The organism is Pseudoruegeria aquimaris, assembly GCF_900172235.1.
Lineage (GTDB): Bacteria > Pseudomonadota > Alphaproteobacteria > Rhodobacterales > Rhodobacteraceae > Pseudoruegeria > Pseudoruegeria aquimaris.
In genome coordinates, this window is sequence record NZ_FWFQ01000018.1 from 39,474 (window position 1) to 57,584 (window position 18,111).

An 18,111-nucleotide genomic window follows, 5' to 3' on the forward strand; every position below is an offset into this window, starting at 1 on the left:
ATGACCCTTTCCTTCCAGCTCTACTCGGCGCGCAACTTCACGCCGTGGGACGACGTATTCCGCACCATTTCGGCCCTCGGCTACGAGGCCGTCGAAGGCTACGGCGCGCTCTACGGCGACACCGACAAGGTGCGCGCGGCGATGGACGCGACCGGGCTTTCCATGCCCACCGCCCACGTCGGGCTCATCGACCTCGAGAACGATCTCGCCGGCGTCGTGAAGATCGCGCGCACCCTCGGGATCGAGGCGATCTTCGCCCCCTATCTCGACGCCTCCGAGCGCCCCTCCGACAGCGCCGGCTGGTCCGGCTTCGCCAAGCGGCTCGACGCGGTGGCCAACAGCCTCGCTGGCGAAGGCATCGCCTTCGGCTGGCACAACCACGACTTCGAGGTGATCCCGCAGGCCGACGGCTCGATCCCGCTCAAGGTCATCCTCGACGACGCGCCGGGCCTCGCCTGGGAAGCCGACATCGCCTGGATCGAGCGCGGCGGGGCCGACGTCATGGCCTGGATCGACAGCTACGGCGGCCGCATCAACGCGATCCACGTGAAGGACATCGCCCCGGAGGGCGAAAACGCCGACGAGGACGGCTGGGCCGATGTCGGCGAGGGCGTGATGGACTGGAAAGCCATCCTGAACGCCGTGAAGACGAAAACGCCGGCCAAGTATTTCGTGATGGAACACGACAACCCGAACGATCTGACCCGTTTCGCGACCCGCTCCATCAACAACCTGAAAACCTTCGGATAAAGGCCAAGCACCATGGCAGACACTCTTGGCGTCGGCATCCTCGGATGCGGCAACATCTCGGCGGCCTACCTGCGCCTCGCCCCCCTGTTCAAGGGCATAGAGGTGCGCGCTGTGGCGGACATCAACCCGGCCGCGGCGGAAGCGCGGGCCGGCGAATTCGGCGTGCGCGCCGAAAGCGTGGAAGGGCTGATGGCGGCGGATGACGTGGACATCATCGTCAACCTCACCATCCCCAACGCGCATTTCGAAACCTCCATGGCGGCGCTGCGCGCGGGCAAGCACGTATACTCCGAAAAGCCCTTCGTGCTGTCCCTCGAAGAAGGCCAGCAGATCAAGGCGCTCTCGGAAGAGAAGGGCCTGCGCGTGGGTTCCGCGCCCGACACCTTCCTTGGCGGCGTCCATCAGCAGGCGCGCCACCTGATCGATTCCGGCGCGGTGGGCAAGATCACCTCGGGCACGGCCCACGTGATGAGCTTCGGGCTGGAGCACTGGCACCCCAACCCGGATTTCTTCTTCCAGCCCGGCGCCGGCCCGGTGCTCGACATCGGCCCCTACTACGTGACCAACCTGATCCAGCTGATCGGCCCGGTCGCCCGCGTGTCGGCCATGACGGCCACCCCGCGCACCAAACGGCTCATCACCAGCCAGCCGCGCCACGGCGAATACGTCGAGGTCACCACCCCCACCACGATCCACGCGCTGCTGGAATTCCACTCCGGCGCCGTGGTGACGCTTGGCACCAGCTGGGACGTCTTCAGCCACCGCCACGGCAACATGGAGCTCTACGGCGAGTCCGGCACGCTCTACGTGCCCGATCCGAACTTCTTCGGTGGCACGCTGGAGATGACGGACAAGACGGAGCCGGCCGCCCTTCCGGGGGGCTGGGATCACCCCTTCGCCGTGGTCAACGACGAGAAGGAAGGCCGCGCGAACTACCGCACCGCCGGGCTCGCCGACATGGCCATCGCCATCCAGGAAGGCCGGCCGCACCGCTGCAACCAGGAGCTCGCCCTGCACGCGGTGGACGTGATGACCTCGATCCTCGCGGCCGGCGAAAGCCGCAAGGTGCTCGACATCACCACCACCTGCGAGCGGCCCGAGGCCCTCGGCCCGGAGGCCGCCCGCGCGCTGATGAAGTAACAGGCCGCACCACGAGGCTTCCAATGACACCGCCGTGCGCATCCGCGTGCGGCGGTGTTGCCGTTTCGGCTTCAGTCCAACCGCTTGCGGAACCGCAGCGCCGCGACGATGAGCCCGAGGATGGCGAAGCCGGCGAGGAACCACAGGTGCCCAGACAGCTCCGCAAGCCCCGCATCACGCAGCACCACGCCCCGGATCGCGACCATGAAATGGGTTGCCGGCAGCACGTCGGCGATGCGCTGCGCCGCAACTGGCATCCCTTCGTAAGGAAACATGAAGCCCGAGAGCAGGATCGAGGGCAGCAGGAAGAACACCGTCATCTGCATCGCCTGAAGCTGGCTCTTGGCCACGGTGGAGATGACCAGCCCCAGCGAAAGGCTGGCAAGGATGAACAGCAGCGTCACCACGAAGAGATCGGCCAGCGTGCCCTGCATCGGTACGTTGAACACCAGTTTCCCGAGCCCGAGGATGATGCCCACCTGGATGAAACCGATCACCATGTAGGGGATGATCTTGCCGACCATCAGTTCGATCGGGCGGATCGGCGTGGTGATGAGCATCTCGGTGTTGCCGCGCTCGGTTTCGCGCACGATGGCCGCCGAGGTGAACATGATCATCGTCATCGTCAGGATGATCCCAACGAGGCCGGGGACGATGTTCACCACCGTGCGCTGTTCCGGGTTGTAGTAGAAGGCCACCTCGAAGGTGGGCACGCTGCGGTTGGCCGGCTTGCGGAACAGCTCCGCCAGCGGCATGGCCCGCAGGCTGCGGATGGCGCCGGCGACCACGGTATCGGAGCCATCCACGATCCATTGCGCCACGGGGCGCGCGGTGACGTCATCGGTGGAGGGCGGCGTGGCAAAGCCGGTGGCCGGGCTGGTCACGGCCCTCTGGTAAAGGTCTTCCGGAATGATGAACGCCGCGCGCACCTTGGCGCCGGCGATCAACCGTTCGGCCTCGTCCACGTCCACGGTGCGCTCAGTGAAGGTGACGACCTGCGTGGCCTCCACCATCTGCACCAGAGCGCGGCTCAGGCCGGATTGGCTGTGGTCCACCAGCACCGCCGGGATGTGGCGCAGGTTGGTGTTGATGGCGAAGCCGAAGAGCAGAAGCTGGATCAACGGGATCATCACCACCATGCCGAAGGTGAGTCTGTCCCGGCGCAGCTGCCAGATCTCCTTGCGCAGCACCGCGAGGATCCGCCTGAGCGCCGTCATGCCGCGGCATCCTCACCCGGCGCGTGCCGTGTTGCCACCACGAAGACGTCTTCGAGGTTCGGCCGCACCACATGGGCTTCTGCCCCCGCCGTCACGGCCTCGCGCACCAGCGCCACGGGATCGTTCTCCGAACGATCCACGAGCACACGCAGCCGCGTGCCGATCTGCGCCACGCTGATCACCGAGGGCCGGCCCTGCATGGCGCGTTTCGCGGCACGGAGATCGCCGCCCTCCACCTGGACCACCTGCGCGGGGAGCCCCGCCATCAGCGCGTCTGGTGCTCCGTCGGCACGTTTGCGGCCCTGATCCAGAATGGCGATCTGCTGGCAGCGCTCCGCTTCGTCCATGAAATGGGTGGAGACGATGATCGTCACCCCTGCGGCCGAAAGATCGAACAGCGTTTCCCAGAAATCGCGGCGTGTTTCGGGGTCCACCGCCGAGGTCGGCTCATCCAGAAACAACAGCCCCGGCTCGTGCAGCACCGCCGCCGCAAGCGCCAGCCTTTGCCGCTGCCCGCCGCTCATCGAGCCGGCCATCTGGCGCGTCAGATCCTCCAGATCGAACCGCGCGAGCACATCGTCGATCCGCCGCCGGCGGCGGGCGGCGTTCATGCCGTGGATGTCGGCGGTGAAACGCAGGTTTTCCGCCACCGTGAGATCCCGGTAGAGCGAAAAGGTCTGCGTCATGTAGCCGATCTCGCGCTTGAGCGCCTCGGCCTCGGCAGGCAGCGCGTGGCCCAGCACCCGCGCCGCGCCCGCGCTGGGGCGCAGCAGGCCCGTCAGCAGGCGCATCGTGGTGGTTTTTCCGCAGCCGTTGGGCCCGAGGAACCCGAAGATCGTGCCCGCCGGCACCGCCAGATCCAGCGCATCCACCGCGCGCTTTTCTCCGAAGGCCCGGGTGAGTCCGCTGGCTTCGACAGCAAGCCCGCTCACGGCAGATCCACCTGCACGGGGATACCCAGCGGCAGATCGGGATCGGCCTCCGGCAGCAGGATCTCCGCCCGATAGACGAGCCGGCCCCGTTCTTCCTGGTTGAGCGCGTAATAGGGCGTGAAGGCCGGATCGGCGCTGATCCACCGCACCACCCCTTCCAAGGGCTCGGGAACGCCGTCCACATGGACGCTGAGGCGATCCCCTTCCCGTATCCCTGCCCGGTGTGCCTCGGGAATGTAGACGCGCGCCAGCGGTGCTTCGCCGGCGAGGATGATGGCCACGGGGCTGCCCACGGTCACCCGCTCCCCGAGGTTCCAGGGCAGGCTGTCGAGGATACCGGCACGGCTGGCGGTGATCGTCAGTTCGGCGAGACGGGCGCGCTCTGCCGCAAGCGCCGCCTCCGCGGCGTCCACGTCGGCGCGGGCGCGGCGCAGATCCTCTTCCCGCGCGCCGACGCGCAGTTCTTTCAGGGATTGTTCGGCCGCGCTGAGCGAAGCCCGCGCGGCGTCGCGGCGGGCTTCGTCGGCCTCCAGCCGCGCCACCGTGGCGGCATCCGCCTCCACCAGCCGGCGATCTCGTTCATAGACACTTTCGGCCTCGCGCAGTTCCGCCTTTCGAGCTGCCACATTAGCCTCGGCCACCGCGATCTCTTCCGGCCGCGCCCCGGCCACGAGCTTGTCCAGCGCGGCCTGCGCCGAGGCCAGCCGTGCTTCGGCAAGCGCGACGTTCGCGGTCTGGATACGGTCATCCAACTGGACGAGCACGGTGCCGGGCTCGACCGGAGCCCCTTCCGCCACCGGCAGCGCCACGACGATCTGGCTTGAGGTTGCCGTGAGTGACACCCGCTCCCGCGCGGTTTCCCCCAGCGCCACACCTTCCGGCCCGCCGCTGCAATCCTGGAACCATCCCGTGACCAGCAGCGAAACCGCCAGAACGACCCGTGTGCCCGTTATCAATGCCATGCCAGCCTCCGGCAGGTGCGGGCCACGATGATCCGGCCCGGTTCACCTCAGGGTAGATCAGGCGGTTGGGCTTGCAAAGCCTTCGCCACAAACGAAAAACCCGCCGCGATGTCGCGGCGGGCCTCAGGAGTTCCGGGCCAAGGGCATCAGCCCTCCGCTTCGGCCTTCTCGTGCGGGTGTTTGCCGAGGATGATCATGCCCAGCAGATCGTCATCGGTCACGCTGTCCACGTCCACCGTGCCCACGAGCTTGCCGTTCTTCATCACGGAAGCGCGGTCGCAGAGTTCCATCACGTCGTGGATGTCGTGGCTGATCAGGAAGATGCCGATGCCTTCAGCTTTCAGCTGCTGAATCAGCTCGCTCACCATCTGCGTTTCGTGCGGGCCGAGCGCGGCGGTGGGCTCATCCATGATCAGGATCTTGGCGTTGAAGTAGACCGCGCGCGCAATGGCGACGGACTGCCGTTGGCCGCCTGAGAGCGCCGAGACCGGGGCCGAGAACTTCTCGAAGTTCGGGTTCAGCCGGCCCATGATCTTGCGCGTTTCGGCCTCCATCGCATCATCGTCGACCATGCCCAGCGGGGTCACCAGTTCACGGCCGAGGAAGAGGTTGGAGGCGCTGTCGAGGTTGTCGGCCAGAGCCAGCGTCTGGTAGATCGTCTCGATGTTGTATTTGCGCGCGTCGCGGGGGTTGTTGATCGTGGCCTTCTCGCCGTTGATCCAGATCTCGCCGCCATCGGCCTTGTAGGCCCCGGAGAGGATCTTGATGAGCGTGGATTTGCCGGCGCCGTTGTGGCCCAGCAGGCCCACCACTTCACCCGGGTAGAGATCCACCGACACGTGATCCACCGCCTTGATGCCACCGAAGGAGATGTGGATGTCCTTCATCTCCACGAGAGGGGTTTTCTTGTCCATCTGTCTTTCCTCCCCTTAAGCGCCGGTCTTGCGACGGTACACGATGTCGACCCACACCGCGAAGACGAGCACGAAGCCCACCACGATGTTCTGAAGCGGCGCGTCCACGCCGACGGAGGCCATGCCCGATTGCAGCGACTGCATGATCAGCGCGCCGATGACCGCGCCGTAGATGGTACCGAAGCCGCCGCTCAGGGCGGTGCCGCCGATCACGGCCGCCGCGATCACGCGCAGCTCGTCGAGCGTGCCCAGGCCCACGTCCACCGCGTTGAGGCGAGCGGAGGCGATGATCGAGGCGATGCCGGTGAGCGCGCCCATCAGGGCGAAGATCTTCACGGTGAGCCAGCGGGTGTTGATGCCGGAAAGCTCGGCCGCCTCGGGGTTGCCGCCGGTGGCGTAGACGTAGCGGCCGAAGCGGGTGCGGGTGGCGATGACCGTCATCACGACCGTGACCACGAGCAGGATCAGCACCGGGATGGCGACGCCGTGGTTCCAGACGAGATCCTCGGTGTATTCGATGCCGCGGGCTTCCGTCATGCGCTTCATCGCGCCTTTGGGGATCGGGTAGCTGTTCATGATCCAGACGAATGCGATGATCAGGCCGGCAGCGAGGCCGACCATGATCGCCTCGGCCCAGACCGGCTTCACGACGAAGCCGTGATCGGCCTTGCGGCGGCGGCTCATGAGCATGACAGCCACGGCCACAACGGCGGCGATGATGCCGAAGATCCAGCTCAGGGTCTCGCCCAGCGTGCCTTCGGCACCGCCGCCCAGCAGGCGGAAGGTGGGATCGAGCGGCGCCTGCGTCTGGCCCTTGGTCACCCACCACATGGCCCCGCGGTAGATCAGGAAGCCCCCGAGCGTCACGATGAAGGCCGGCACGGTGAGGTAGCCGATGATCCAGCCCTGGAAGGCGCCGAGCACGGCCCCCATCAGGATGGCGGCGAAAACGGCGATGATCCAGATCGACCAATGCCCCAGCCCGACGATCTGCGGCAGCCACTGCACTTGCAGCGCCGCCACGGTCATGCCGATGAAGCCCAGCATTGAGCCGACCGAGAGATCGATGTGCCGGGTCACGATCACGAAGACCATGCCCGTCGCCATGACGGCCACCGAGGCCGTCTGAACGGAAACGTTGAAGAAGTTGCGCGGTGACAGGAACCGCCCGTCGGTCGCGATGCCGAAGACGATCCAGATCACCACGAGGGCGCCGATCATCCCCAGCAGCCTGGTATCGAGCCCCAGGCTGGCAAAGAATTTCTTGGCTTGGTCTTGCATGTTGTGTGTCCTCCCCCGATCGCGGACGTCACGCATTGCGGTGCAGGCCAGTGGCGGCAGGAAGCGCGCACCCGGTGAGAGCCTACAGCAATGTCAGGAAATTTCGTAAAGGGTCGCTCCCCCGCGCGAAGCGGCGGAGGAGCGGAAAGCTCAGATCACTTGCAGTAGTCGATCGTCGCGCCGGCGCAGAGCGCCTCCTTGGAGATCCAGCCCGCATCGACCACCACGTTCAGGTTTTCCTGGGTGATCGGAACCGGAGCAAGGAACTTCGCCATCATGGTGGTGCCACCCGGCGAGGTCCATTCCACGGCGCCGTCGATCTTGGCCATGCCGTCTTCGGCGAGAGCCACGGCGATCTCGCCGGCGGCCTTGCCGAGCTCGCGCGCATCCTTCCAGACGGAGACCGTCTGGGTGCCCAGCGCCACGCGGTTCAGGGCAGCGTGGTCGCCGTCCTGGCCGGAGACAGGGATGCCTTCCATGCCCTGTGCGGTGAGAGCTGCCACGACGCCGCCGGCGGTGCCGTCGTTGGAGGCGACCACGGCGTCGACCTTGTTGTCGTTGGCCGTCAGGATCTGCTCCATGTTGCGCTGTGCGTTGGCCGGCACCCAGCCGTCGGTGTAGGCTTCGCCGACGATGGTGATGTCACCCGCGTCGATCGCCGCCTGCAGCACTTCCTGCTGACCGCCACGCAGGAAATCCGCGTTCGGGTCGGTGGGGGAGCCCTTGATCATCACGTAGTTGCCCTTCGGCTGGGCTTCCAGCACGGCACGCGCCTGCATCCGGCCCACTTCGACGTTGTCGAACGTCAGGTAGAAGGCGCGGCTGTCTTCGATCAGGCGGTCGTAGGCGATGACCGGGATGCCTTCGTTGGCGGCGGCCTCGACGGCCGGGCCCACGGCAGAGGCGTCCTGGGCGAGAATGATCAGGGCGTCGGCGCCCTGGGCGATCAGGCTTTCCACGTCGGACAGCTGCTTGGCGGACGAGGATTGCGCGTCGGCGGAGATGTATTCGGCGCCCGCGGCGTCGAGCGCTGCCTTGATCGCGGCTTCATCCGTCTTCCAGCGTTCTTCCTGGAAGTTGGACCAGCTCACGCCGACGACGACGCCATCGGCCAGCGCCGTGGTGGCCATGGTCGCGGCAATTACGCCCGCAGCAATACCGGTGAATTTTTTCATGATTTCCTCCCTAGAGTTCAATCGCCGCCGCTCTCCCTTGCGTCCTAGTGGATTCGCAGCGGCTGCAGAGGTTCTAGCATTATTTATTTTGAAGGTCTAATTAAATACGCGCACCCTGCGTCACTTTCTCGTAACACCCTGTTTATCAACATGTTTGCGCTAACTATCCGCGTGGGGGCACTCTGCGCGCTTGCAGAATTATTTTATTCTGTGAAATATACTTCTCCGGGAGGACATCACATTGGCACGAATCGACCGCGCGAGCACGGCGACGGATCAACGCGAGTCCGGGCGGCAGAAAGTCATCTCGACGATCCGCAAGTCCGGCCAGATCGCGCGCATTGACATCGCCCAGAAGACCGGCGTGAGCCCGGCCACCGTGACCTCCATCACCTCGGAGCTTCTAAAGGCCGGGCTGATCGAGGAGATCGCACCGGACAGCAAGCCCGATTCCCGCCGCGGACGCCCGCGCGTGGCGCTGAAGATCCGGGGCGATGCGCATATCGTCGCCGGGCTGAAGGTGGCCAACCGCAACGTTATGGTGGCGCTGATCGATTTCGAGGGCAACACGGTGAGCGAATACACCGCCGCCCTGCCCGCCTCCAAGCTTTCGCCCGACGACATGGCCGGGTTCATCGAGACCTCCGTCCGCGCCGCGGCGCAGGAGGCCGACATGGACGTGTCGCAGATCTCCGGGCTCGGCATCGGCGTGGCCGGCATCATCGATGCGCCGCGCGGCTTCGTCTACTGGTCCCCCTCGATGACCGAACGCAACGTCGGCCTGCGCGATCTCGTGGAGGCCCGGCTGCCGCTTCCCGTGTTCATCGACAACGACGCCAACCTCGTCGCCATGGCCGAACAGCTCTTCGGCATGGGCAAGACGGTGAGCGATTTCATCGTCGTCACCATCGAGCACGGCGTGGGCATGGGCATCGTGATCGACAACGCGCTCTACCGCGGCACCCGCGGCTGCGGCGCGGAGTTCGGCCACACCAAGGTGCACCTGGACGGCGCGCTCTGCCGCTGCGGCCAGCGCGGCTGCCTCGAGGCCTACGTCGCCGATTACGCGCTTCTGCGCGAGGCCAGCATCACCGGCTCGCTCTCCGGTCAGGATCCCGAGAACGCCACGCTGGACATGCTCTTCCGCAAGGCGAAATCCGGCGACACCACGGCGCAGTCCATCTTCCACCGGGCCGGCCGCATGTTTGCCATGGGGCTTGCCAACATCGTCAACATCTTCGATCCGGAACTGATCATCCTATCCGGCGAGCGGATGCAGTTCGATTACCTCTACGCCGACGAGGTGCTCGAAGCCATGAAGGCCGCCGTGATCCAGGTGGATGCCCCCCTTCCCGAGGTGCGCATCCACAAGTGGGGCGATCTCATGTGGGCCAAGGGCGCCGCCGCCTTCGCGATGGACGGCGTGACGGACCTCGCCATCAGGAAAATCACCGATGCTGCCTAAAGCCGTTGCCCTCGGGCTTCTGCCGCTCTTCGCCGGCCCGACCCTCGCCGGCGACCCCGCCTTCAGCCCCGTCACCATCCCCGAGCACGTCTATGCCGGCGGCTGGGAGCATTTCGTCGGCGGCGGCGTGGCCGTCTTCGATTGCAACGGCGATGCGCTGCCCGAAGCCTACATGGCCGGCGGCGGCAACCCGGCCATGCTGCTCGCAAACACCACCGAAGCCCCCGGCGCCCCGATCGCCTTCTCTGAGGCCACCCCGGAGGCCCTCGCCCTGACGGGCGTGACGGGCGCCTACCCGCTGGACATCGACAGCGACGGCACCCTCGATCTGGCCATCCTGCGGGTCGGCGAAAACCGCCTGATGCGCGGGCTCGGCGACTGCCGGTTCGAACCCTTCAGCGCCGCTCTCGGCTACGAAAGCCGCACGGACGGCTGGACCACGGCCTTCTCCGCCACCTGGGAGGGCAACGCGCGCCTGCCGACGCTCGCCTTCGGCAACTACGTGGATCGCGCGGACCCGAAAGGCCCCTTCGGCACCTGTGACGAGGGCGAGCTCCACCGGCCCGACGGCGCGCGCTACGCCGCCCCGCTGCCCCTGGCCCCGGGGTTCTGCCCGCTGTCGATGCTGTTCACCGATTGGTCCCGCACCGGCCGGCAGGACCTGCGCGTCTCCAACGATCGCCACTACTACGTGAAGGGCGGGCAGGAGCAGCTCTGGGCGATGGAGCCCACGCCCCGCCCCTACACCGAGAAAGACGGATGGAAGCCCTACGCGCTCTGGGGCATGGGCATCGCCACCCGCGATGTCACCGGCGACGGCCGGCAGGAAGTCTACCTCACCTCGATGGGGGATCAGAAGTTCCAAGCCCTCGCCGAAGGCGCCTCGGGCCCGGTCTACGAAGATGCGAGCTACCACAGCGGCACCACCGCGCACCGGCCCTACCTCGGCGACGACGGCCGCCCCTCCACCGGCTGGCACGTGGCCTTCGGCGACGTGCAGAACGACGGGCGCGACGATATCTTCGTCGCCAAGGGCAACGTGGAGCAGATGCCCTCCGCCGCGATGGAAGATCCCAACAACCTGCTGATCCAGCAGCCCGACGGCACCTTCGCCGAACGCGGCGCCGAGGCCGGCGTGGCCTCCATGGCACGCGGCCGTGGCGCGGCGCTGGTGGATTTCAATCTCGACGGGTTGCTCGATCTGCTCGTCGTCAACCGCCGCGCGCCGGCGGAAGCCTGGCAGAACATAACGGCCGACACCGGGAACTGGGCGCTCGTCGAGCTGCACCAGCCCGCCCCCAACACCCGCGCGGTGGGCGCCTTCGTGGAACTGCGCGCCGGCGAACGCACCCAGCTGCGCGAGATTACGGTCGGCGGCGGCCATGCCGGCGGCGATGCCGCCGGGCTCCACTTCGGCCTCGGCATGGCAGACGAAGCCGAGTTGCGGGTGATCTGGCCCGACGGGCGCACCAGCGACTGGGTGGAGGTTCCGGTCAACGGGCTGTCCCGGGTCTCTCCGGGCGCGTCCCCCTCCGGGCTGTCCGTGGAGACGGGCGGTTAACGCCGCCCCTCGCGCACCGTATCGATCATCAGTTGCACGTTGTCCGGATCGGCGTCCGGCGTGATGCCATGCCCGAGGTTGAAGATATGCGGCCCCTTGGAGAAGGCCCGCACGATGCGCCGGGTTTCCTCCACGAGCGCCTGCCCGCCGGTGACCATGTGGCTGGAGGCGAGGTTGCCCTGAACGCAGCCATCCACCTGCACGTGCTCCGCCGCCCACTCCGGCGAAACCGAATTGTCCAGCGCCACGCAATCCGCGCCGGTCGCCTTGGCAAAACCGATGTAGTTCTCGCCGGCCTCCCGCGGGAAGGCGATCACGGGCACGTGGGGGTGGCGCGCCTTGAGCGCGGCGATGATCTCTTTCGCCGGCGCAAGCGCGTATTTCGCGAAGGCCTCGCCCTTGAGCGACCCGGCCCAGCTGTCGAACAGTTTCACCACCTCGGCCCCGGCCTCGATCTGCATGGAGAGGTATTCGATGGTGGCGGCGGTGATGCGGGCCAGCAGCGCCTCGAAGGTGGCCACATCGGCCTGCATCAGCGCATGGGCCGGCCCCTGGTCGGGCGTGCCCCGCCCGGCGATCATGTAGGTGGCCACCGTCCAGGGCGCGCCGGCGAAGCCGATCAGCGTCGTTTCGACAGGCAGCTCGCGCGAGAGGATCTTCACCGTCTCGTAGACGGGCGAAAGCACCTCGTGGATGTCCTCCACCGGCTTCAGCGCCGCCAACTCGCCCGGCGTGGTGATGGTGGAGAGCCGCGGCCCCTCCCCGGTCACGAACCAGAGATCCGCCCCCAGTGCCTGGGGCACCAGCAGGATGTCGGCAAAGAGAATCGCGGCGTCGAACCCGTAGCGGCGGATCGGCTGCAACGTCACCTCGGCGGCCAGCTCCGGCGTGTAGCACAGCGAAAGGAAATCCCCGGCCTTGGCCCGCGTCGCGCGGTATTCGGGCAGGTAACGCCCGGCCTGCCGCATCATCCAGATCGGCGGCACGTCTTGCGTTTCGCCGTTGAGCGCCTTCAGGATCGTCTTGGTCTGGGCCATGGGTTCCCCGCTGTCTGACTTGCGGAACCGACCTTTCAAGCCAGCGGCATGATGTCAAGCCGATGGGCGTTGTCAGGCCGATTTGCCGCGTTTATCAAGGCGCCATGACGCACGCCCTCCCTTCTCCCGAACAGCCCCTGAAGATCGGCACCCGCGGCTCTCCGCTGGCGCTGGCGCAGGCCCGCGAAACCCGCGCCCGGCTGATGGCCGCCTTCCAGCTGCCCGAGGCCGCCTTCGAGATCGTGGTGATCAAGACGACGGGTGATGACCGCAGCCTGATCGACGCCGACCGCCCCTTGAAGGAGATCGGCAACAAGGGCCTCTTCACCAAGGAGATCGAGGAAGCGATGCTCGCCGGCACCATCGACATCGCGGTGCATTCCTCCAAGGACATGCCGGTCGAGCAGCCGCAAGGCCTCGTGCTCGACTGCTTCCTGCCCCGCGAAGACGTGCGCGACGCCTTCATCTCCTACCACCACCCGAACATCGCCGCGCTGCCCCCCGGCGCCGTGGTCGGCACCTCCTCGCTGCGCCGCAAGGCCCAGCTGCTGAACGTGCGCCCCGACCTGAAGGTCGTGGAGTTCCGCGGCAACGTGCAGACCCGGCTCAGGAAGCTGTCCGACGGCGTTGCGCAATGCACCTTCCTCGCCATGGCCGGGCTCAACCGCCTGGGCACCCCCGAGGTCGCCACCGCCGCCATCGCGCCCGAAGAGATGCTGCCCGCAGTGGCGCAGGGCGCCATCGGCATCGAGCGCCGCGAAAGCGACGAACGCGCCGCCCGGCTGCTGGCCGCGCTGCACTGCACCGAAACCGGCACCCGCCTCGCCGCCGAGCGCGCCTTCCTCGCCCGGCTGGATGGCTCCTGCGAAACCCCCATCGCCGGGCTGGCGGACATCGCCGGAGACACCCTCACCCTGCGCGGCGAAATCCTGCGCCCCGATGGCAGCGAGAAACTGGCCGACCAGATCACCGGCCCGGCTTCGGACGCCAAGGCCCTGGGCACAGAGCTCGCCGAAACCCTGCTCTGCCGCGCCGCGCCGGATTTCTTCGCCTGGCGCTGACCTTCACTTTGTTCGAAAAATATCCCCGCCGGAGGCAAACCGCCCGCCGCAGGGCGGGCTGATCCTGCCGCGCCCCGCAAGGGGCGCGTCCGCTGAAGGGCCCTCAAGGCTTGGGCTTGTCGTCCCAGTCCGTGCTGAGAATGCGGTGCTTGTCGCCTTCCGGATCGTCGAACTGATGGGTCTTCATCGCCCAGAAGAAGGCCGCAAGGCCGAGGCCGCCGAGAAACAGCGAGATCGGAATCAGGTAGGTGAGCATTTCCATGGGCTCACCTTACCCGCAGAGCGTTCAGGGATACAGTGATCGAAGAGAGCGACATCGCCAGCGCCGCCGCCAGCGGCGTGGCCAGCCCGGCCACGGCAATGGGCACCGCGATCACGTTGTAGAGCGTGGCGATGCGGAAGTTCTCGCGGATGCGCTTCGTCGCCTTGCGCGCCGTCGCCGTGGCTTCCGCCACGGGCGAAAGATCGCGGCCCAGAAGCACGATGTCGGAGGCCACCCGTGCCGCGTCCAGCGCCGTGGCCGGCGAAATCGACACATGCGCCGCCGCCAGCGCCGCCGTGTCGTTCAACCCGTCGCCCACCATCAGCACGCGGCCCTCTTCCGAGAGCGCGGCCACGCGGGTGGCCTTTTCCTCGGGCAGCGCCCCGGCCTGCCAGTGCTCTATGCCGAGCCGCCGTGCCAGATCCTCGACGGCCCCCTCGGCATCCCCCGAAAGAAGATGCACGGCGATGCCCTGCGCCTTCAGCCCGTCGATGGCCTCCCGCGCGCCGGGGCGGATGCGATCGTGGAACAGGATGGCCAGGGGCGCTTCGCCGGCGACTTCCAGGTAGCTCGCCGTGCCCGCTTCCGGTGCGGCGGCACCGATCCATCCGGCGCGGCCCAGCCGCAGGCGGCGGCCGCCGGCCATGCCCTCGAGCCCGCAGCCCGGAAGCTCCTCGACCTCCGTCACCTGCGCGGGGCGCAGCCCGCGCGCCTGCGCCAGGTCGCAGATCGCCTGTGCCAGCGGGTGGCTGGAGCCCTGCGCCAGGCCGAAGGCCAGCGCGAGGGTGTCATCGGGCAGCGCCTCGGCGTTCATCACCTCCGGCTTGCCCTCGGTCAGCGTGCCCGTCTTGTCGAAGACCGCGATCTCCACCTCCGCCAGCCGCTCCAGCGCGGTGGCGTGCTTGATCAGCATGCCTTTGCGAAACAGCCGCCCGGAGGCCGCCGTCGTGACGGCGGGCACCGCCAGCCCCAGCGCGCAGGGGCAGGTGATGATCAGCACCGCCGCCGCGATGTTGAGCGCGGTGCGCAGATCGAACGTGTAGAGATACCATCCCACGAAGGAGAGCGCGGCGAGGATGTGCACGCCGGGGGCGTAGAGCTTCGCGGCCTTGTCGGCGAGCGAGGTGTAGCGGCTGCGGCCGCTTTCGGCCACCGCCACCAGGTCCGCCATCCGGTGCAGTGAAGTATCGCGCCCGACGGCCGTGGCACGGATCACCAGCGGGCTCGTCAGGTTCACCTCCCCCGCACTCACCGGCGTGCCGGCCTCGGCGAAGACCGGCATGGTTTCGCCGGTCAGCAGGCTGCGGTCCAGCTCGCTTGCGCCTTGCGAGATCACCCCGTCCACGGGCATCCGCGCGCCGGGCCGGACCCGGATCAGATCGCCCACCGCAAGCTCGGCCACCCGCACCTCCTGCTCGGCGCCGTCGGCCCCGATCCGCAGCGCGCGCGGCACCTCCAGCGCCGTGAGTTCCTCGGCGGCGGAGCGCGCCACCGCGCGCGTGCGGTGATCGAGGTAGCGGCCCGCGAGCAGGAAGAAGGTGAGGGTGAGCGCCGCGTCGAAATAGGCGTGCTCGCCGGAATGGGCGGTTTCATAGAGCGAGGTGCCCAGCGCCAGCACGATGGCCAGCGCGATGGGCACGTCCATGTTCATGCGCCCTTTCGAGAGCGCCGCCCAGGCGTTGGTGAAGAAGGGTTTCGCCGAAAAGGCCACCGCCGGGAAGGCGATCATGGCCGAGATCCAGTGGAACATGTCCCGCGTTGCGTCCTGCGCGCCCGACCAGACCGCCACCGAGAGCAGCATCACGTTCATCGAGGCGAAGAAGGCCACCGCCAGCCGCATCAGCAGATCGCGGCCGGCCTTGTCGGTGGCTGTGGCGCTCAGCGCCCCCGGGTCCAGCTCGTGCGCCTCGTAGCCGATCGCCTCCAGCCGCTCGGCGAGCGCGGCGGCCGTCACCTCGGGCGCGGCGTCCACGCTCACCCGCTTCAGCGTCAGGTTCACCCGTGCGCTTCTGACGCCGGGCGTGCGCGCGAGTTCGCGCTCCACGGCGGAGATGCAGGCGGCGCAGTGGATCGTCGGCAGAGACAGCAGCAGCGCTTCGCCCGCCTCCGGCACGCGCGCATCCGCCACCTCCTCGGCGAGAGGGGCGGCCACGCAGGCCGGGCAGGCCGACGCCGGCGCCGGGCGCAGCGCCGCTGTCACGACTCAGCCTTCACGAAGATCGGCAGGCGTTGCTGGAACCGCGTGCCGTCCTCGGCGGTGGCCACGAGGCGCAGATCCCACTTGCCGGGGGCAAGATCCACCGGGAAGACGTAGGAGGCGCCGTCCCAGGCGAAGATGGGCGTGATGTCGTCCTTCATGCTGGTGGAGCGGCCCACCGTGCCCGAGAGGCTCCGCGGCTGCACGGGGGCGCCGTCCGGCCCGAGGATGGTCAGGCGCAACTGCCCCTGCGCGTAGTCCAGGGAGGTCTCCCAGCCCAGCGCTTCCTGCGCGGCGCGTTCGGCGTCGAAGGTCTGGCTCGCGATGTAGCCGTTCTTCACTTCGAGCCCCGGAAAGGTGCGCACGGCCTGGGTCGCCATGAAGACGTTGACGCCGATGATGATGGCGAAGGCGGAGGCCACGAAGAGAAAGACCTTGCGGCCGGTCAGCGGGGCGGTCATGGCGTGCCCTTTCCGTTGAAGATGGTGTCCTTGTAGGCGCGGTCGGTGCTTTCGAGATCCTCGACCCAGAGGCGCAGATCCGTGCGGTGGGCCTTCGCGGGCGCGCTGTCGGGCGGCGCGGACACGTAGACCCGTTGCAGGAAAGTCGAATCCGCCGGCACGTTGATCACCAGTTCCTCGGTGCCTTCGAGCGAGATCCGCAGCGGCGCTTCGGAGGTGAGCGACAGGCGGAACGGGCGATCCTCTCCGTATTTGTTGCGCAGGCGCACGTCGTAGATGTTGCGTACGCTGCCGTCGGAGAGCGTGACGTAAGTGGGGTTGCGCACGGCGGAAACCGTCATCTCGATCTCGGAGCGCAGGAAGAGCGCCACGATGAGTCCCACGCCCACCAGTGCCCACAGGGTGGTGTAGAGGATGGTGCGCGGCCGCAGGATATGTTTCCAGACGGGCTTGGGCGGGATGCCGTCGATCTCTTCCGGCGCATCGGTGAGGGCGAGGTAGTCGATCAGCCCGCGGGGCTTGCCGATCTTCGCCATCACGTCGTCACAGGCATCGATGCAGAGCGCGCAGGTGATGCATTCAAGCTGCTGGCCGTCGCGGATGTCGATGCCGACGGGGCAGACGTTCACGCAGGCCATGCAGTCGATGCAATCGCCCAGTTCCTCGGCGCCTTCCGCCTTGCGGTGCTTGCCCCGCGGCTCGCCGCGCCACTCGCGGTAGGCGACGGTGATCGTGTCTTCGTCCATCATCGCGGCCTGGATGCGCGGCCAGGGGCACATGTAGGTGCAGACCTGCTCCCTGGCGATGCCTCCGAACATGACGGTGGTGAAGGTCAGGATGCCCATGGTGATATAGGCCACCGGCGGGGCCGAGAAGGTGACGAGATCCTTCGCCAGCGTAGGCGCATCGGCGAAGTAGAAGATCCACGCCCCGCCCGTGGCCAGGCCGATGATGGCCCAGACGATGCCCTTGAACACCCGCAGCCGCACCTTGCGCGCCGTCCAGGGCGCGTTCCACAGGCGCACGCGGGCGTTGCGGTCGCCCTCGATCCAGCGTTCGGTGAGGATGAAGAGATCGGTCCAGACGGTCTGCGGGCAGGCATAGCCGCACCAGACACGCCCCATCGCGGAGGTGAACAGGAACAGGCCGAGGCCCGCCATGATCAGCAGGCCGGCGATGAAATAGAATTCATGCGGCCAGATCTCGATCATGAAGAAGAAGAAGCGCCGGTTGGCGAGATCGACGAGCACCGCCTGATCGGGCAGGTTCGGGCCGCGGTCCCAGCGGATCCAGGGCGTCAGGTAGTAGATGCCCAGCGTGATCGCCATGATCCACCACTTCAGCGTGCGGAACTTGCCCTTCACCCGGCGCGGAAACACCGGCTCTCTGGCGGCATAGAGGGAAGGAGGTGTGTCTGAGCTGCTCAACGGATCGGCTCCCGTGTGGAATTCTCTGGCAGGCCCGCACGCTGCGGCGCCCGCATCCGGCCACCACCATGCGCCCCTTCGCGCGCCAATTCAGCGCGACAGAGACCCGCAGCGACAGGATGCTGCTGCGACAGCATGCCCCGCGGCCGGGGCGAAAGCGTGGTGTTCGACTGGTTCATCATCTGTGCCGCCAAGGAGGATTTGGGGCAATCGCCGAGCCCGGCCCCCGTGGGCGGCGGTGCGGCGGATGTCCGGATGTCCTTTTTCAG

General features: G+C 67.5%; 16 protein-coding genes. 5 read left to right on the top strand and 11 right to left on the bottom strand.

Annotated elements, in window-relative coordinates:
* Together PSA7680_RS12825 and PSA7680_RS12830 are read left to right on the top strand one after the other, a co-directional pair.
* Nucleotides 1-750 (top strand): sugar phosphate isomerase/epimerase family protein, encoded by a 750-nt coding sequence (locus tag PSA7680_RS12825; RefSeq protein ID WP_085869118.1) that lies wholly within the window; start codon nucleotides 1-3, stop codon nucleotides 748-750.
* 12 nt (nucleotides 751-762) lie between these two features.
* Nucleotides 763-1,890 (top strand): Gfo/Idh/MocA family protein, encoded by a 1,128-nt coding sequence (locus PSA7680_RS12830; RefSeq protein ID WP_085869119.1) that lies wholly within the window; start codon nucleotides 763-765, stop codon nucleotides 1,888-1,890.
* A gap of 71 nt (nucleotides 1,891-1,961) precedes the next feature.
* Here the strand turns inward: PSA7680_RS12830 and PSA7680_RS12835 are convergent, their stop codons facing one another.
* The 6 genes from PSA7680_RS12835 to xylF all read right to left on the bottom strand — a co-directional run bounded on the left by PSA7680_RS12835 (nucleotide 1,962) and on the right by xylF (nucleotide 8,326).
* Complete coding sequence (locus PSA7680_RS12835) at nucleotides 1,962-3,107, bottom strand: ABC transporter permease (RefSeq protein ID WP_085869120.1); 1,146 nt, start codon at nucleotides 3,105-3,107, stop codon at nucleotides 1,962-1,964.
* Nucleotides 3,104-4,039: an ABC transporter ATP-binding protein gene (locus tag PSA7680_RS12840; protein ID WP_085869121.1), complete on the bottom strand. Its 936-nt coding sequence runs from the start codon at nucleotides 4,037-4,039 to the stop codon at nucleotides 3,104-3,106. Before PSA7680_RS12840 ends, PSA7680_RS12835 begins: the two co-directional genes overlap by 4 nt.
* Complete coding sequence (locus PSA7680_RS12845) at nucleotides 4,036-5,001, bottom strand: HlyD family secretion protein (protein WP_085869122.1); 966 nt, start codon at nucleotides 4,999-5,001, stop codon at nucleotides 4,036-4,038. Before PSA7680_RS12845 ends, PSA7680_RS12840 begins: the two co-directional genes overlap by 4 nt.
* 146 nt (nucleotides 5,002-5,147) lie before the next feature.
* The gene (locus PSA7680_RS12850) at nucleotides 5,148-5,915 is read right to left on the bottom strand and encodes an ATP-binding cassette domain-containing protein (protein ID WP_085869123.1); all 768 of its coding nucleotides are present in this window, start codon (nucleotides 5,913-5,915) and stop codon (nucleotides 5,148-5,150) included.
* Between the two features lie 15 nt (nucleotides 5,916-5,930).
* Nucleotides 5,931-7,196: a sugar ABC transporter permease gene (locus PSA7680_RS12855; protein ID WP_139838639.1), complete on the bottom strand. Its 1,266-nt coding sequence runs from the start codon at nucleotides 7,194-7,196 to the stop codon at nucleotides 5,931-5,933.
* 155 nt (nucleotides 7,197-7,351) lie between these two features.
* Nucleotides 7,352-8,326, bottom strand: coding sequence for a D-xylose ABC transporter substrate-binding protein (xylF, locus tag PSA7680_RS12860; RefSeq protein WP_370738557.1), 975 nt, complete (start codon nucleotides 8,324-8,326; stop codon nucleotides 7,352-7,354).
* A 286-nt stretch (nucleotides 8,327-8,612) separates the two neighbouring features.
* Between xylF and PSA7680_RS12865 the strand changes: the two genes are divergently transcribed.
* Nucleotides 8,613-9,836 carry an ROK family transcriptional regulator gene (locus tag PSA7680_RS12865; protein WP_085869126.1) on the top strand — a complete coding sequence of 408 codons (1,224 nt, stop codon included), beginning with the start codon at nucleotides 8,613-8,615 and terminating at the stop codon, nucleotides 9,834-9,836.
* On the top strand, nucleotides 9,826-11,397 hold the full coding sequence (locus PSA7680_RS12870; protein WP_085869127.1) for a CRTAC1 family protein: 1,572 nt from the start codon (nucleotides 9,826-9,828) through the stop codon (nucleotides 11,395-11,397). The genes PSA7680_RS12865 and PSA7680_RS12870 overlap by 11 nt, the downstream gene beginning before the upstream one ends.
* On the opposite strand, the gene hemE is transcribed toward PSA7680_RS12870, so the two are convergent.
* Entirely contained in the window at nucleotides 11,394-12,434 is a 1,041-nt protein-coding gene (hemE, locus tag PSA7680_RS12875; protein ID WP_085869128.1) for a uroporphyrinogen decarboxylase, read from the bottom strand. The two genes, PSA7680_RS12870 and hemE, sit on opposite strands and share 4 nt — an antisense overlap.
* Nucleotides 12,435-12,538: 104 nt before the next feature.
* Between hemE and hemC the strand changes: the two genes are divergently transcribed.
* The gene (gene hemC, locus PSA7680_RS12880) at nucleotides 12,539-13,495 is read left to right on the top strand and encodes a hydroxymethylbilane synthase (protein WP_085869129.1); all 957 of its coding nucleotides are present in this window, start codon (nucleotides 12,539-12,541) and stop codon (nucleotides 13,493-13,495) included.
* Nucleotides 13,496-13,598: 103 nt separating this feature from the next.
* Here hemC and ccoS read toward each other — a convergent pair whose 3' ends face one another.
* The 4 genes from ccoS to ccoG are packed head-to-tail and all read right to left on the bottom strand — an operon-like array spanning nucleotide 13,599 to nucleotide 17,842.
* Nucleotides 13,599-13,757 (bottom strand): cbb3-type cytochrome oxidase assembly protein CcoS, encoded by a 159-nt coding sequence (ccoS, locus tag PSA7680_RS12885; protein WP_085869130.1) that lies wholly within the window; start codon nucleotides 13,755-13,757, stop codon nucleotides 13,599-13,601.
* A 4-nt stretch (nucleotides 13,758-13,761) separates the two neighbouring features.
* Complete coding sequence (locus tag PSA7680_RS12890) at nucleotides 13,762-15,957, bottom strand: heavy metal translocating P-type ATPase (RefSeq protein ID WP_085869131.1); 2,196 nt, start codon at nucleotides 15,955-15,957, stop codon at nucleotides 13,762-13,764.
* A complete protein-coding gene (locus PSA7680_RS12895) occupies nucleotides 15,954-16,415 on the bottom strand; it encodes a FixH family protein (protein WP_085869132.1) in 462 nt (153 codons plus the stop codon). Before PSA7680_RS12895 ends, PSA7680_RS12890 begins: the two co-directional genes overlap by 4 nt.
* Nucleotides 16,412-17,842 (bottom strand): cytochrome c oxidase accessory protein CcoG, encoded by a 1,431-nt coding sequence (gene ccoG, locus PSA7680_RS12900; RefSeq protein ID WP_085869133.1) that lies wholly within the window; start codon nucleotides 17,840-17,842, stop codon nucleotides 16,412-16,414. The genes PSA7680_RS12895 and ccoG overlap by 4 nt, the downstream gene beginning before the upstream one ends.
* Nucleotides 17,843-18,111 lie beyond the last annotated feature (269 nt).